Raw genomic sequence first — 15,521 nt, 5'->3', positions numbered from 1 at the left:
GGCGGAAATCCCCACGACTTTCTCCCGAGAACAAGGCGCGCAAGCGCCGGGCAGGCCCTTGCGCGCCGGCCTGCCGAGGCTAGCGGGCCTGCGCCGCCTCCAGCGCGCGCACCCGCTTCTTGTCGCGCACGGCCGAAAAGATCAGCCAGACCGCGAGCGCGCCGATGGCATAGATGAAGCCCGCGCTGATGGGGCGGTCCACGAAAATGGCCATGTCCCCGCGCGACAGCAGCAGCGCCCGGCGGAAATTCTCCTCGACCATCGGCCCGAGCACGAAGCCCAGCAGCAGGGGGGCAGGGGAGAAGCGCAGCTTGAGGAACAGATAGCCGACCAGGCCCAGGGCAAGCACCATGCCCACGTCGAAGAGCGCGTTGTTGGTGCTGTACACCCCGACGCACACGAAGAACAGCGCCGACGGAAACAGGTACTTGTACGGCACCTTCAACAGGCGCGCCCACATGCCGATCAGCGGCAGGTTCATGACCACCAGCAGCACGTTGCCGATCCAGAAGCTGGCGATCAGGCCCCAGAACAGGTCGGCGTGCTCGGTCACCATCTGCGGGCCGGGCTGTATGCCGTGGATGATCAGCGCGCCCAGCATCAGCGCCATGACGGAGTCGCCCGGAATCCCCAGGCTCATGGTGGGAATGAAGCTGGTCTGCGCGGCCGAGTTGTTCGCCGCTTCCGGTCCCGCGATCCCTTCGATGGCGCCGTTGCCGAAGCGCTGCGGCGTCTTGGACACGCGCTTCTCGATGGCGTAGGACATGAACGAGGCGATGGTCGCGCCGGTGCCGGGAAGTATGCCCAGCACGGCGCCGATGGCGCTGCCGCGCACCACCGGCATGGCCGATTGCCGGATGTCGCCCGGTTCGGGCCGCACCGACATCTTGACCTGGGTGCCCACGGTGGTCGCCTTGCCGATGCGGTTGACGTTGGCGAAGAAGTCCGCCAGGCCGAACAGCCCCATCGCCAGCGCCACCAGCTGTATGCCGTCGCTCAGTTCGATCACGTTGAAAGCGTAGCGGATGGTGCCGGTGTTGACGTCGGTGCCCACCACGCCCAGCAGCAGGCCCAGGAACACCATGGCCACGCCCTTGACCGCGGACCCCTTGGCCAGCGTCGCGCCGGCGAACAGGCCCAGCATCATCATCGAGAAATACTCGGCCGGCCCGAACTTGAAAGCCACTTCGACCAGCAGCGGCGAGAACAGGATCATGACCATGATGCCGGCGCTGGCGCCGACGAAGGAAGCCATGACCAGCATGAACAGGGCCGATCCCGATTTGCCCTTGCGCGCCAGCGGGTTGCCGTCCAGACAGGTGACGGCGTGCGAAGGCGTGCCCGGCAGGTTCAGCAGTATGCAGGTGATGCCGCCGCCGTACTGCGCGCCGTAATAGATGCCGGCCAGCATCATGAGCGCCGCGACCGGCGTCATGGCGTAAGTGAGCGGCAGCAGGATGGAAATGGCGGCGAGCACGCCCATGCCCGGCAGCACGCCGATCATGTTGCCCATGAACACGCCGAACAGGGACCACAGCAGGTTGTTCCACTGAAAGGCGACGGAAAACCCTTGCAATACGTTGTCGAATAGATCCATGGCTCAACCCCAGCGCAGCATCGGGAACTGCAGCTGCAGCCCCCAGGAAAACACGATGGCGCCGAAGACCGTCATCGCCGTGGCCAGTATGGCGGCCGATTTGACCGAGTTCGACGTGTCTCCCATCGCCGAGACGAACACCAGCGCGAACGTGGCCGGCAGAAAGCCCAGGTAGCTGCCCAGCACGATGAACAGCGCGATGCCGGCGGCGATGCATGCCATGCCGCGGATACGGTCGCGCCGCGCCGGCTGCGGCAGATGGTCGTTGACCAGGTCTTCCTGGAGCTCGTCGGGATCGGGCGCGAGCGGAATCAGCAAGCCCAGCGCGACCAGGAAACATCCCACCAGGAATGGAAAGTATCCCGGCCCCATGCGGGCCAGTTCGCCGATGCTGTATGAAGTGGCTTCGAGTATGGTCAGCGCGCCGCAGAGCGCGATGAACGCGCCTCCCCACAGATCGCGCTTTCTGGAAAATATGGTGCTGCCCACGGCGTGCTCCCCTTTTTTGTTGACGACATGCTCCGGCGTGCAGCCGTGCATGCCCGAGTAGTCGGCACTTTAGGAAGACCGGCTTCCAATTCGCTTTCAGCAAACAGACGGAAAAATCCGGGATAACCATGAATGGGAAAGCGGGGCGCGACGCCGTGTTGCCGCCCGTGAACATCGTGAACATCGCGATGTTCGCGAAAGTGAACAAGCACGGCCCGCGCACGGGCCGGCGCCGCTGCTGGCACGGGATTTGCCGGGCGCCGTCCCGCTTGCCAAAACTTGCATGTCCAAGGGCCATTGCGGGCGCGGCATAATCCCTGTTTCGTCGTTCGCCGCCGCCCGCCATGCTTCGCCTGCCGCTCACCACCAGAATTCCGCTCGCGGTCTCGCTGCTTTTTCTCGTGATCTCGGCCGCGCTCATCTCGCTGGCCCTGCATGGCCTGTCGCGCCAGTTCGACCGCCAGATCGACAATCTCGGCCAGGTGTATCTGGACGGACTCTCGGCGGCGGTCCTGCCGGCGGTGCTGGCCAATGACGCGGACCAGATGGTGGAGGTGCTCAACCGCGCGCTGGACACGCACCTGGGCGTGGTCGACAGGACGCTCGCCGTCGTGGCCCCCGGCCAGCGCGTGCTTGCCCACGTCGCCCGCTATCCGGAAGTCGAGCCGGTGCCGCTGGCCTCGATCGCGCAGCCCGCGGGCGCCTTGCTCGGCGCCGGCGCCAATGGCGTGTGGACCTGGCGGCTGCTCGACGCCGAACGGCCGCAGCTCGGCAGCCTCGTCGCCAACCTGGACGTCGGCGACTTCCAGCGGCAGCGCGCCGAGCTGGCCCTGGAGCTGGTGCTGGTCGGCCTGGTCGTCAGCCTGCTCGGCGCGCTGGTCTGCTACGGCATGGCGCGGCGCCTGCAGCGGCCCATCACCTCGCTGACCCAGGCGCTGCGCGCCGCGCGCGCGGACCGGCCGCAGACCATGGCCTTGCGCACCACGGACCCGGAGCTGGCCGAACTCATCGCGGCCTACAACTGGATGGCGCAGAGCGCGCGCGAGCGCGAAGCGCTGGCGCAAAGGCAGGCGCGCCTGGAACGCGAAGCCGTGCTTGGCCGCATGTCGGCGGCGCTGGCGCACGAAGTGCGCAATCCGCTGGGCGGCCTGCGCACCGCGGTCCAGACGCTCAGGCAGTTCGGCGAACGCCGCGAGGTGCGCGACGAGTCGCTGGATTTCATCGAGCGCGGCGTGCAGGCCCTGCAGGCCGTGGTCGACGCGAGCCTGCGCACCTTCCGCCCCGGCGAAGCGCTGCTGCGCGCCGAGGACATCGCCGACATACGCCTGCTGGTCAGCGCGCAGGCGGACAATCGCGGCGTCGGCGTCGCGCTGCATTGCGACGGGATGGACGCGGCGGCGACCTTGCCGCTGCCCGCCGCGACCGTGCGCCAGCTGCTGCTCAACCTGGTGCTGAACGCCATCGCGGCCTCGCCCGCGGGTGCGCAGGTGCGGGTCTGCGCGCGGGCGCGCGGCCAGGCGCTCGCGCTGCACGTTTGCGACGGCGGCGCCGGCCTGCCCGCCTGCGCCATGCAGGCCTTGCGGGGCGGCCAGGCCGGCGGCGACGGCATCGGCCTTCGGGTGTCCGCCGATCTCATCAAAACCATGCAGGCGCGCCTGCGCGTGACGCGGCATCGCGCCGGCACGCGCATTTCGGTGCGCCTTCCCTTTCTACCGCCGGAGGCCCGTGGTGAATGACATCCAGGTTCTGCTGATCGAGGACGACATGGTGCTGGGCGGCGCCTTGCTGCAGCGCCTGCGGCTCGAAGGCATCGCCGCCCAGTGGGTGCAGAGCTGCGCGCAGGCCGTGGAGATTTTCCGCCGCACGCGCATCCGGCCGGCGTTCGTGCTGGCCGACATCCGCCTGCCGGACGGCTCGGGCGAGGACCTGTACCGCCGCCTGATTCCGTACCTGGCGCAGACCACCGTGGTGTTCGCGACCGCCTATGGCGATATCGCCCAGGCCGTGCGCCTGGTCGCGGCCGGCGCCAACGATTACCTGACCAAGCCGTACGACGCCGACACGCTGATCGCGCGCATCCGCGCGGTGCTGGCCGCGCAGCCCGACAGCGCCGGCGCGCAGGTATTGGAGAACCCGTTCGCCCTGGACCATTCGACCGCGGCGCTGGCGCAGGAACTCGAACGCCTGGCCCCGAGCGCGCTGCCGATACTGTTCGAAGGCGAAACCGGCGCCGGCAAGGACCGCGCGGCCCGCTATTGCCACTGGCGCTCCGCGCAGGCCGCGGGGCCGTTCGTCGCCGTCAATTGCGCCGCCCTGGCCTCCGACCTGGTCGAAAGCGAGCTGTTCGGCCATGCCAGAGGCGCGTTCAGCGGCGCCAGCGCGGCCCGCGAGGGCCTGTTTTCGCAGGCCTCGGGCGGCACGCTGTATCTGGACGAGATCGCCGAACTCAGCCCCAAGGCGCAGGCCGTCCTGCTGCGGGTGCTGGAAAACGGGGAATACCGGCCGCTGGGCGAATCCGGCAGCCGCCGGGCCGACTGCCGCATCCTGGCCAGCACCTGCGGCGATCTCGACGCGGCGCTGGCGCAGGGCGCCATGCGCGCCGACCTGTTCTACCGGCTGGCCGTCGCTCGCGTCGCGCTGCCGCCGCTGAGAAACCGTCCGGGCGCGCTCGCCGCGCTGGCCCAGGCCATCCTGGGCGAACAGAACGCCGCCGACGTCCGGCTCGCCGACGACGCGCTCGCCGCCCTGGCCGCCCACGACTGGCCCGGCAACATCCGCGAAATGCGCAACCGTATCGCCCGCGCCATCGTCATGGCCGACCGCCGCACGCTGTCGGCCAGCGACCTGTTTCCCGAAAGAAAACTCAATGACGAGAGCCCGGTGCTGGCCGTCACCCGCCTGGACGCCGAACAGCGCGCCATCCAGCAGGCCATCTCCGAGTCGGGCGGGCATATGGGCCTGGCGGCGAAACGGCTGGGAATATCCAGAACCACGCTCTGGAAGAAACTCCGCACGCGAGCGTCCCGGGACGCGGAAACGGAGGAACCGTAGGCTGGGTGCAGCGCGAGATTTCCTGAACAAGAACCCACTGTTCAGCGCGCGAAACCCATCACCCCCCCGGCCGGGTCGCCCGCTCCAACTCCCCCAGCCAACGGATCGCATGCTCTCGATCGGCGCCGCACATCTCCGCCTGGGGCTGCAGGCCGCCGCAGAAATCCGGGCGCGACGGCTGGCCGAAGATGGCGCAGCGCATGTCCGGCAGCAGCTGGACGCAGGGCACGCCGGCCGGCTTGCCCTGGGGCATGCCGGGAATCGGGCGGGTGATGGACGGCGCGATGCAGCAGGCGCCGCAGCCGGGCCGGCAGTCCAGCGGGGCCGCGCTCAGACCCATCCGCGCAGCCAGTAGACGAACAGGCCCGCGTATTCCTTGATGATGGAGCGGCTGGCGTCGAAGGTGCGCTGGTCGGGCAGCCACAGCGGCAGCGAGCCGTCGGCCGGCGCCACGATCTGCGGCGGGGTGGGGGCGGCGATGGCCTGCACGCCCTGCTTGGAGAAGGCCGCCATGGCGCGCGGCATGTGCAGCGCCGAGGTCACCAGCAGGATCTTGCCGATGCCGCGGGCCTTGAGCTTGTCTTCGGTGAGCGCGGCGTTCTCGTAGGTGGTGCGGCTGGAGTTCTCCAGGATCAGCGCCGATTCCGGCACGCCCTGCTGGCGGATGTTGTGGGCCATGCCGCGGGCTTCGCTCACGTCGCCCTCGAGCGCGCCGCCGGACAGCAGCACCTTGGGCGCGCGGCCGGCCAGATAGAGTTCGGCGGCCGTGTCGATGCGCACGATGGCCGTGCTTTTGTCGTAGGGCAGGAACCAGTTGGCGCGGCCGTTGGCGGTGTTGCCGCCCAGCACCACGATGGCGTCGGCGGTGGGGGATTGCTCGGGCGGCAGGTGCGGGTAGCGGGATTCCAGCGCGCCGCCCAGCCATAGCGAGGTCGCCGGCAGCGACCAGGCCAGCGCCCACAGCAGGCCGGCCGCGATCAGCGCGCCGCCGGTCTTGCGCAGCCGGAACAGGCCCAGCACCAGGCCCACGGCGACCAGGGCCATGCACAGGTTGGCGGGGATGATCAGATTCGCGAGATAACTCGAAAGAGGCATTTACAGTCCTGATTACTACGTCTCGTGCAGCAGGCTTGTGGCTTGCTGCACGGCTTGCTCGACCGACGGCCAGGCGTTGTCCGTGCCGAGGCAGACCGCCCGCGGCGACCACGGGCCGGTGCGTCCCGGCCGGGTCACGCCGAACAGGGTCAGCTCCCGCGCGGCGGCGGCCGCGGCGACGTGGGACACGCCCGAATCGTTGCAAATCACCAACGCCGCGCTGGCCGTCAGCGCCGCGAAGGCGCCCAGGGAAAGCGGCGGCAGCAATTGCGCCGTCGGGGCATTGCGCCGGGCCTCCTCGGTTTCGGCCGGAGGGGGGCACATTACCACGGTATGGCCCTCGGCCTGGAGGGCGCGGGTAAGTGTATCGAATCCCGGCCAGACCTTGATCCTGCCCTTGTGCAGGCCGGTGGCGGTGGGCGCGATCAGGACGAAGCGGCGGCCGGCCAGCCCGGCGGCTTCCAGGGCCTGGGCGGCGGCCTCGCGGTGCGCGGCGGTCAGGGGCAGGTCCAGGGTCGGGCCGGGATCGGCCGGGCCGGCGGGCAGGCCCCAGCGCTTCAGGGCCTCGCGGGTCAGGTAATGCCAGGACTGGACCGCGTGCAGGGAGTCGTCGGGCTTGGTCACCGGCCAGCGCAGCAGGAAGCTGCGGCCGTCGTCGCGGTAGCCCGCCGAGGGCAGGCCGGCCAGCCGGAACACCAGGGCGCTGGACAGCGAATCCGGCAGCAGCAGGCCGCGGGCATGCCGGCCCTGGGCGCCCAGGGCGCGCCGGTGGGCGCTGACGGCGGCGCGGTCGGGGCCGACCTTGCCCCGCATCGGGATGAAATCCTGCTTGGCCACCCCGTCGAGCAGGTCGCGCGCCCACGGGCGGGCGCAGATCACCAGGGGCAGCCCGCTGGCGTGCAGGGCGCGCAGGCTGGGCAGGCTCATGCAGACATCGCCCACCCAATTGGGCAGCCGGACGTACAAACAACTGATATCGGACATGGAGGGGCGCACAGGGCGCGTTAGGGCTAAGCGGGGCGCAACCGGCGGCGCGTGTGCGCGCAGCCGGTACAATTCTCGCCACAATTGTATAAAAGCGAGTGATCCCTTTGAATTCTGCCGCACGCCATGCGCCCGCGGGCTCCCAGCCTGTCAAAGCCGAACTCTGGAGGCGGATCTACAGCCGCGTGGGCTCTTACTGGAAGGGCTTGCTGCTGGCCATCCTGCTGATGGCGGGCGCGGCCGCCACCCAGCCCGTCCTGGCCGTCATCATGAAGCCCTTGCTCGACGGCGGCTTTTCGGGGGCCAAGCCCTACTACGTCTGGGCGCTGCCGCTGGCGGTGATCGGCCTGATCCTGCTGCGCGGCATCTGCAACTTCTTCAGCGACTACCTGCTGGCGTGGGTCGCCAACAACGTGCTGCTGGGCATGCGGCGCGACATGTTCGAGCGCCTGCTGGGCCTGCCGGACGCCGATTTCAAGCAGGGCGACACCGGCCGCCTGCTCAACCGCTTCACCATCGACGCCGGCAACGTCACCGGCTACGCCACCGACGTCATCACGGTGCTGGTGCGCGAGACCCTGGTGGTGGTCGCGCTGATCTGCGTGCTGCTGTACATGTCCTGGGTGCTGACGCTCATCATCCTGATCATGCTGCCCGTCTCGGTGCTGATCTCGCGCTTCTTCATCCAGCGCCTGCGCCGCATCAACCGCGAAACCGTCAACATGAACGCCGAGCTGACCCGCGTGGTCGGCGAGGGCATCGACGGCCAGCGCGTCATCAAGCTGTTCGACGGCTACGAGGTCGAGCGCGGACGCTTCGACTTCGTCAACCGCCGCCTGCGCCGCTTCGCCATGCGCACCGCCACGGCCGACGCCGCGCTGACGCCGCTGACCCAGGTCTGCATTTCGATCTCGGTCGGCGCGGTCATCGCGGTGGCGCTGAGCCAGGCCAACAGCGGCGCGCTCACCGTCGGCAGCTTCGCCTCGTTCATGGCCGCGCTGGCCCAGATCTTCGACCCCATCAAGCGCCTGACCAACGTGGCCGCGCGCATGCAGAAGATGCTGGTGTCGGCCGAAAGCGTGTTCACCCTGATCGACCAGACGCCCGAAGGCGATACCGGCACCCGCACCCTGGCCGAGCCGGTGCGCGGCAAGGTCGAGTTCCGCGCCGTGTCGCACCGCTTCCCGGATGCCGACCGCGACACCGTCAACGACGTGTCCTTCGTGGTCGAACCCGGCCAGACCGTGGCCCTGGTGGGGCGCTCGGGCAGCGGCAAGACCACGCTGGTCAACATGCTGCCGCGCTTCGTGCTGGCCGACAGCGGCCAGATCCTGGTCGACGACGTGCCCATCGGCGAGCTGACGCTGCGCAGCCTGCGTTCGCACCTGTCGCTGGTCAGCCAGGACGTGGTGCTGTTCGACGACTCCATCGCCGCCAACGTCGGCTACGGCGCGCTGGGCAACTCCAGCGAACAGAAGGTGCGCGACGCCCTCGCGGCCGCCAACCTGCTGGAGTTCGTCGAAGGCCTGCCGCAGGGCCTGAACACGCCGGTGGGCGAGAACGCCGCGCGCCTGTCGGGCGGCCAGCGCCAGCGCCTGGCGATCGCCCGGGCGCTGATCAAGAACGCGCCCATCCTGATCCTGGACGAGGCCACCTCCGCCCTCGACAACGAATCCGAGCGCCAGGTCCAGGCTTCGCTGGAGCGCCTCATGAAGGGCCGCACCACGCTGGTCATCGCCCACCGCCTGTCGACGGTGCAGAACGCCGACCGCATCATCGTGCTGGACGCCGGCAAGATCGTGGAGCAGGGCGCGCACGCCGAGCTGCTGGCGGCCAACGGCCTGTACGCCTCGCTCTACAAGATGCAGTTCCGGGAAGACTGAAGCGGCAGGGGGCGTTCGCTTCCTGTCGCATTTCCGGATTGCCAATCCGCGGGATAGCCGGAAAATTGCCGCTAGGTACACCCAGGAGCGCTCCATGTCCCTGCCTTCCGACGGCAATCAGCTCGTCAACGTCGTCGTCCTGTTGGGGGCTGCCGTGGTGGCGGTTCCCTTGTTCAAGCGGCTGGGCCTGGGCTCCGTCCTGGGCTACCTGGCCGCCGGCCTGGTGATCGGCCCGTTCGGGCTGGGCTTTTTCTCCGATCCCAAATCCATCCTCCACGTCGCCGAACTCGGCGTGGTCATGTTCCTCTTCATCATCGGGCTGGAAATGCAGCCCTCGCGCCTGTGGAAGCTGCGCGGCGAAATCTTCGGCCTGGGCGTGGCGCAGGTGCTGGCCTGCGGCGCGCTGCTGACCGGCGTCGGCCTGCTGGCCGGGCTGTCCGGGCCGGCCGCCTTCATGGCGGCGATGGGCTTCGTGCTGTCGTCCACCGCCATCGTCATGCAGATCCTGGGCGAGCGCGGCGAGACCGCCAGCGCGCAGGGCCAGCGCATCGTGTCCATCCTGCTGCTCGAAGACCTGGCCATCGTGCCGCTGCTGGCCCTGGCCAGCCTGCTGGCGCCGGCCGGCGGCGCCGAGCAGGGCGACCCGTGGCTGCAGGCGGCCATCGCCATGGGCTGCATCCTGGCGCTGCTGGCGGCGGGCCGCTGGCTGCTCAATCCGCTGTTCCGCCTGCTGGCGGCCGCGCACGCGCGCGAAGTCATGACCGCGGCCGCGCTCCTGGTGGTGCTGGGGGCGGCGCTGCTCATGGAACTGGGCGGGCTGTCCATGGCCATGGGCGCCTTCCTGGCCGGGGTGCTGCTCTCGGAATCCACCTTCCGCCACCAGCTCGAGGCCGAGATCGAGCCGTTCCGCGGCATCCTGCTGGGGCTGTTCTTCCTGGGCGTGGGCATGTCGCTGGACCTGGCCGCCGTGGCGCGCGAATGGCCCCTGATCTTGGCGGCGGTGGCGGTCTTCATGCTGGTGAAGTCGCTGGGCGTGTACGCGGTGGCGCGGGCCCTGCGCGCCAGCCACGCCGAGGCGGTCACCCGCAGCGCCCTGCTGGCCCAGGGCGGCGAATTCGCCTTCGTGCTGTACGGGGCGGCGGCCGCGGCCGGCATCTTCGACGCGCATACCGGCGCCGTGCTGACGGCGGTCGTCATCATCTCCATGGCCTTGACGCCCTTGTGCGTGCTGGCGCTGCGCTGGCTGCTGCCCAAGCCGGCGCCGTCCATGGAAGGCGTGGACGTGGCCAAGGACCTGGACGGCTGCGTGCTGATCGTGGGTTTCGGGCGCTTCGGCCAGATCGTGACCCAGGCCATGCTGGCGCGCGGCCTCAAGGTGTCCATCCTGGACACCGACACCGACGCCATCCGGGCGGCCGCCAAATGGGGCGTCAAGGTGTACTACGGCGACGGCACCCGGGTCGACATGCTGCGCACCGCGGGCGCGGAGAACGCCCAGGTCATCCTGATCTGCATCGACAACCCGGTCTCGATCAGCCACATGGTCAAGCTGGTCAAGGCGGAATTCCCGCTGGTGAAGGTGGTGGTGCGCGCCTACGACCGTATCCATTCGCTGGCGCTGGCCAAGGAGGGGGTGGATTACCAGGTGCGCGAGACCCTGGAATCGGCGCTGGTCTTCGGCGAGGCCGCGCTGCGGGCGGTCGGGGTGCCGCCCGACGAGGCCGCCGAGGTGGTCCAGGACGTGCGCAGGCGCGACACCGACCGCTTCGAGCTGGAAGTGGCCGGCGGCCTGTTCGCCGGCCGCTCGCTGCTGTACGGCAACATGAGCGCGCCGGCCGACGGCCGCAACGACAAACCCGACCGCGAAACCGGCGCCGCCCCGTCCACGCCCACGGCATGAATCACTATTTCCTTTTATATGCGTTACGTTACGCATCATTTCATGCGCAAGCGCGGGCGAGTGCGGTAGATTAATCCGCACAGACGCTTCGATCATGAAGCGCGTTTGCCAGGGGAATGCCATGCTGCAATCGGATCGGATTTCCACGACGCCGCACGCCGTCGGCGTAGAACTGGCGCGCCGCCAGGCGCTGGCCTTGCATTGCGGGTTTTCCGCCGGATCCATGCGCCGTCTGCTGTCGCAGACCGGCGGCGCCGGGCCCGCGTGGTCGATCGGCGCGCACCGCGAGACCGACAGGGCGCGGGGCGCCAAGGCATTTCCGTTCCGCATCGGCGCGCCGGCGGCGTCCTGACGATTGCATGTGCTGCGTCCCTTTTTTACGGCCGGGATCTTGCGTCCCGGGCCGGGTGTCGGCATCATCGGCGGCGTGAGTCGCCCGTGCGCATGAGCTGCGACATCCCGACCTCCCTTGCGTAGGAGCGCCGTATTTGAAGTCACGCAGGTTTCTACATCGCGCGCTGTACGCCCTGGCGGTGCTGCTCGCGGCCGGAATCTGCGCCGCGTCCGTGGCGCTGCTCTGGATCGACCGGCGCGACACCTGGGAGGCCGCGCGCGTGTCGGCGCGCAACATCACCGGCGTGCTGTCGGCCGACATCAGCCGCACGGTGCAGTTCTACGACCTGTCGCTGCAAGGCGTGATGGAGCGCCTGGCCGAACCCGGCCTGGAGAACCTTGCGCGGGCCACGCGCCAACGCTTCCTGTTCGACCGCTCGTCCACGGCCGAGTACCTGGGCGCCATCGTGGTGACCGACAAGGACGGCAATATCCGCTACCACTCCGGTTCCCTCGAGCCGCCGACGCTGAACTTCGCGGACCGGGACTTCTTCCAGGTGCATCGCGACGCCGGCGACGTCGGTCTCTATGTCAGCAAGCCCTATCACAGCCGCCTGCGCGAAGGCGACGAAAGCATCACCATCAGCCGGCGCCTGTCCAATCCGGACGGCAGCTTCGCCGGCATCGTGGGCGGTTCGCTGCGCCTGGCCTATTTCCGCGACCGGCTGGCGGCGCTGTCGATCGGCGAGGGCGACGAGATCACCATCTTCCGCAACGACGGCGTGGTGCTGCTGCGCAATCCCTATTCCCTGTCCGACCTGGGCAGCAATATCGGCATGTCGCCGGATTTCCAGCAGTTCCTGGTCCGCCGCGAAGGCTCGTTCGTGGGGGTGCTGTCGCCGGACGGCATCAATCGCCTCTATACCTTCGATGCCATCGAGGACACGCCGCTGATCCTCGACGTGGCCATGGACGTGGACGAAGTATTCGAGCCCTGGACGCGCCGCGCCGTGCTGGTGGTGGCGGTCACCGCCGCGCTGTTCCTGTCGGTGATGGCGTTGATCGTGCTGTTTCGCCGCGAGATGCGCCTGCGGCAGGCGGTCGAGGCGCAGCTGGCGGCGCAGGCGCAGACGGACGGATTGACCGGCATGCCCAACCGCCGCGCCTTCGACGAGGCCCTGGCGCGCGAATGGCGCGACGCGCGCCGCGAGCAGACGCCGCTGTCGCTGCTGTTCCTGGATGCGGACCACTTCAAGCGCTACAACGACCGCTATGGCCATCCGGAAGGCGATGAACTGCTGAAGGTGATGGCGCTGGCGCTCAAGCAGAAAGCGCGGCGGCCGCGCGATCTGGCGGCGCGTTACGGCGGCGAGGAATTCGTGGTGCTGCTGCCCGACACCGGCCGCGAGCGCGCCGCGGCCGTCGCCGAAAGCATCCGGCAGACCATCGCCGGGCTGCGCGTGCCGCACGAGGCGAGCGAGGCCGGCATCGTCACGGTCAGCGTGGGAGTGGCCACCGCCATCCCGCGGGCGGACGAATCGGCGGCCGGCCTGGCGGCGGCGGCCGACGCCGCCCTCTACCAGGCCAAGCACGCGGGCCGCAATCGCGTGGCGGTGGCGGGCGAAGCCGCTTAGCGGCCGATCATCACGGCCTGCATGCGCGTCTGCGCCTGCTGCACGTTCTTGGCCTGCGCGTTCAGGTCCTGCAGCAGCTTGTTCAGCTCGGCCTGCACGGCGGGGTCCTGCACCTTGACCACCGGGCCGGACATATCGATCTGCTTGGCGTGCGCGGCCACGTAGTCGGCGATCTTCAGGCTGGCGTCGAAGGTCGCGTTCAGCTGCGGCAGCGTGTCGCGGAAGGTGTCGGCCGGCAGGCTCACGGTCTTCTCATAGGCCTTGTCGTAGACGGCCTTCAGGTCCTCGGGCTGCTTGAGCTTCGCATGCGCGGCGTCGGCCTTGGCCTGTTCCGCCTGCAGCGCCGTGCCCATGTCGTTGAGCGAGGCCTGCACTGACTTCAGGTCGTCGCGGCGCGCCACGATATCGTTGAGCGAGCGCACCGAGCCCTTCTGCATGATGCCCGACAGCGGCTTGACCGAGGCGTCCATGCCGGCGTTGAAGTCGGTGATGACGGCGTAGTGGGCGGCGTAATCGCCAAAGGACTTCTTCTCCTCGTCCGTCAGCTGCGGCACGCGCACGCCGGGCTTGTCCACGATGCGAGTCTGCAGGAACTGCGTGAACGCGGCACGCTGTTCAGGCTCCTTGTCGCCGCAGGCGGCCAACACCAGCGGCAGCGCGGCGGCCAGCACCAGGAACGGACGGAATAGGGACTTCATCGAATAGACCTCCGAAAGCAAAAGAAAGGGCGCGAGGCGGGTTCTGCCCCGCAAAGCGCCCGCAGCTTATCGGCTGGAGGTTTTCGTCGCCATTGGTTTCAAACTTCATTTCAAAAGAAGCCTTAAGAAACATAATTCATACACAATGACGTGAATTCCTGCGGCTAACCTGTTAACGGTCTAGACCAGAATGATGTCGTACTGCTCCTGCGTGTAGCGGCTTTCCACTTCCAGCGACACGCGCTTGCCCACGAAATCGCCCAGCATCGCCAGGTGCTGGCTTTCTTCTTCCAGAAACAGGTCTATCACGTCCTGCGAGGCCAGGATGCGGAATTCCTTGGGGTTGAACTGCCGCGCCTCGCGCAGGATTTCGCGCAGGATTTCGTAGCACACGGTGCGCGGCGTGCGCACGTTGCCGCGCGCCTCGCACATGGGGCAGGGCTCGCACAGCTGGTGCGCCAGCGAATCGCGGGTGCGTTTGCGGGTCATCTCCACCAGGCCCAATTGCGTGAAGCCATTGACCGTCATGCGCGTGCGGTCGCGCGACAGCGCCTTCTTCAGTTCGGCCAGCACGGTGTCGCGATGGTCCTGATCTTCCATATCGATGAAGTCCAGGATCACGATGCCGCCCAGGTTGCGCAGGCGCAACTGCCGCGCAATCGCCTGCGCGGCTTCCAGGTTGGTCTTGAAGATGGTGTCGTCGAAATTGCGCCCGCCCACGAAGCCGCCGGTATTGACGTCCACGGTGGTCAGCGCCTCGGTCTGGTCGATGATGAGATAGCCGCCCGATTTCAGGTCGACCCGGCGCGACAGCGCGCGGGCGATCTCCTCGTCCACGTTGGCCGTGTCGAACAGCGGCCGCTCGCCGCTGTAGTGCTGGATGCGGCCGACCACCGAAGGCGTGTAGATGCGCGCCCATTCGAGCATGGCGGCGCTGGTGGTGCGGGAATCGACCAGGATGGAACCGGTCGCCGGCCCCACCATATCGCGCAGCACCCGCTGCGCCAGCGTGAGGTCCTGGTGCAGCAGGGCGGGGGCGGGCTGGCTGCGGGCGGCGGCCTGCACGCTGGTCCAGAGCTTGCGCAGGTACTCCAGGTCCGCCGTCAGTTCGTCGTCGTTGGCGCCTTCGGCCTGGGTGCGCACGATGAATCCGCCTTTCTCGTCGGCGGGCATCAGGGCCTGCAGCCGTTCGCGCAGCTGGATGCGTTCGGATTCGTCATCGATCTTCTGGGAAATGCCGATGTGCGGGTCATGGGGCAGATACACCAGCATCCGGCCCGCCATGCTGATCTGGGTCGACAGGCGCGCGCCCTTGGTGCCCAAGGGGTCCTTGACCACCTGCACCATGATGGTCTGTCCCTCGAACAGCAGCTTCTCGATGGGCGTGGGCGTCAGGCCCTGGCTGCGTTCGCCGCGGTTTTCGCGCAGATCCGCGATATGGATGAAGGCGGCGCGCTCCAGCCCGATATCGACGAACGCGCTCTGCATACCCGGCAACACCCGGACCACCCGCCCCAGATAGATATTGCCCACGTGGCCGCGCTGGATGCTGCGTTCCACATGGAGTTCCTGCACCGACCCTTGTTCCACCAGCGCAACGCGGGTCTCGAAAGGCGTGACATTGATCAGGATATCTTCGCTCATGGCGATGGCGGGGGGCATGGGGGAATCGTCTCCAATTTTGGATGCAGCGTACATGGCGAATAGTAAACGTACCTATTTCCCAGGCAAGCTCGAAATGGAACCTGGTTCCGCATGCCTATATATAGGGGAGCAAACGCAATCCCTGCGTCGGGCGAGGGCTTGCCACACGGGTTCGAAACTTGTGCTATAGTTTCGCTCCTTCGCAGTTCGGAC

At 68.3% G+C, this 15,521-nt stretch carries 13 protein-coding genes; 6 read left to right on the top strand and 7 right to left on the bottom strand.

What is annotated here, in order from left to right:
- Positions 1 to 79: 79 nt before the first annotated feature.
- Positions 80 to 1,597, bottom strand: a complete 1,518-nt coding sequence (locus C1I89_RS21565) for a tripartite tricarboxylate transporter permease (protein WP_102774582.1) — start codon at positions 1,595 to 1,597, stop codon at positions 80 to 82.
- 3 nt (positions 1,598 to 1,600) lie between these two features.
- Positions 1,601 to 2,086 (bottom strand): tripartite tricarboxylate transporter TctB family protein, encoded by a 486-nt coding sequence (locus tag C1I89_RS21560; RefSeq protein ID WP_246842553.1) that lies wholly within the window; start codon positions 2,084 to 2,086, stop codon positions 1,601 to 1,603.
- Between the two features lie 344 nt (positions 2,087 to 2,430).
- On the opposite strand from C1I89_RS21560, the gene C1I89_RS21555 reads away from it, so the two are divergent.
- Together C1I89_RS21555 and C1I89_RS21550 are read left to right on the top strand one after the other, a co-directional pair.
- The gene (locus tag C1I89_RS21555; RefSeq protein WP_102774580.1) at positions 2,431 to 3,822 is read left to right on the top strand and encodes a sensor histidine kinase; all 1,392 of its coding nucleotides are present in this window, start codon (positions 2,431 to 2,433) and stop codon (positions 3,820 to 3,822) included.
- A complete protein-coding gene (locus tag C1I89_RS21550) occupies positions 3,815 to 5,137 on the top strand; it encodes a sigma-54-dependent transcriptional regulator (RefSeq protein WP_102774579.1) in 1,323 nt (440 codons plus the stop codon). Before C1I89_RS21555 ends, C1I89_RS21550 begins: the two co-directional genes overlap by 8 nt.
- Before the next feature lie 58 nt (positions 5,138 to 5,195).
- Here the strand turns inward: C1I89_RS21550 and C1I89_RS21545 are convergent, their stop codons facing one another.
- Genes C1I89_RS21545 through C1I89_RS21535 form a run of 3 tightly spaced genes read right to left on the bottom strand, consistent with a single transcriptional unit; the run spans position 5,196 to position 7,216 of the window.
- A complete protein-coding gene (locus C1I89_RS21545; protein WP_102774578.1) occupies positions 5,196 to 5,477 on the bottom strand; it encodes a YkgJ family cysteine cluster protein in 282 nt (93 codons plus the stop codon).
- On the bottom strand, positions 5,468 to 6,232 hold the full coding sequence (locus C1I89_RS21540; protein WP_102774577.1) for a YdcF family protein: 765 nt from the start codon (positions 6,230 to 6,232) through the stop codon (positions 5,468 to 5,470). The genes C1I89_RS21545 and C1I89_RS21540 overlap by 10 nt, the downstream gene beginning before the upstream one ends.
- A 15-nt stretch (positions 6,233 to 6,247) precedes the next feature.
- A complete protein-coding gene (locus C1I89_RS21535) occupies positions 6,248 to 7,216 on the bottom strand; it encodes a glycosyltransferase family 9 protein (protein ID WP_102774576.1) in 969 nt (322 codons plus the stop codon).
- Between the two features lie 107 nt (positions 7,217 to 7,323).
- Here C1I89_RS21535 and msbA point away from each other — a divergent pair, with 107 nt between their 5' ends.
- The 4 genes from msbA to C1I89_RS21515 all read left to right on the top strand — a co-directional run bounded on the left by msbA (position 7,324) and on the right by C1I89_RS21515 (position 12,966).
- A complete protein-coding gene (msbA, locus tag C1I89_RS21530; protein ID WP_102774575.1) occupies positions 7,324 to 9,099 on the top strand; it encodes a lipid A export permease/ATP-binding protein MsbA in 1,776 nt (591 codons plus the stop codon).
- Between the two features lie 94 nt (positions 9,100 to 9,193).
- The gene (locus C1I89_RS21525) at positions 9,194 to 10,999 is read left to right on the top strand and encodes a monovalent cation:proton antiporter-2 (CPA2) family protein (protein ID WP_102774574.1); all 1,806 of its coding nucleotides are present in this window, start codon (positions 9,194 to 9,196) and stop codon (positions 10,997 to 10,999) included.
- Positions 11,000 to 11,120: 121 nt separating this feature from the next.
- A complete protein-coding gene (locus tag C1I89_RS21520; protein ID WP_102774573.1) occupies positions 11,121 to 11,351 on the top strand; it encodes a hypothetical protein in 231 nt (76 codons plus the stop codon).
- Between the two features lie 136 nt (positions 11,352 to 11,487).
- Entirely contained in the window at positions 11,488 to 12,966 is a 1,479-nt protein-coding gene (locus C1I89_RS21515) for a GGDEF domain-containing protein (protein ID WP_102774572.1), read from the top strand.
- Here the strand turns inward: C1I89_RS21515 and C1I89_RS21510 are convergent.
- Positions 12,963 to 13,664 (bottom strand): DUF3053 domain-containing protein, encoded by a 702-nt coding sequence (locus tag C1I89_RS21510; RefSeq protein ID WP_102774571.1) that lies wholly within the window; start codon positions 13,662 to 13,664, stop codon positions 12,963 to 12,965. The genes C1I89_RS21515 and C1I89_RS21510 overlap by 4 nt on opposite strands.
- 180 nt (positions 13,665 to 13,844) lie before the next feature.
- A complete protein-coding gene (rng, locus tag C1I89_RS21505; protein ID WP_102774932.1) occupies positions 13,845 to 15,308 on the bottom strand; it encodes a ribonuclease G in 1,464 nt (487 codons plus the stop codon).
- Positions 15,309 to 15,521: the final 213 nt, after the last annotated feature.

Origin of the sequence: Achromobacter pulmonis (assembly GCF_002885955.2) — a bacterium.
Classification (GTDB): Bacteria; Pseudomonadota; Gammaproteobacteria; order Burkholderiales; family Burkholderiaceae_B; genus Achromobacter; species Achromobacter pulmonis_A.
Note: the sequence above shows the minus strand (reverse complement) of the source record. Positions and strands in the feature narration are given on the sequence as shown.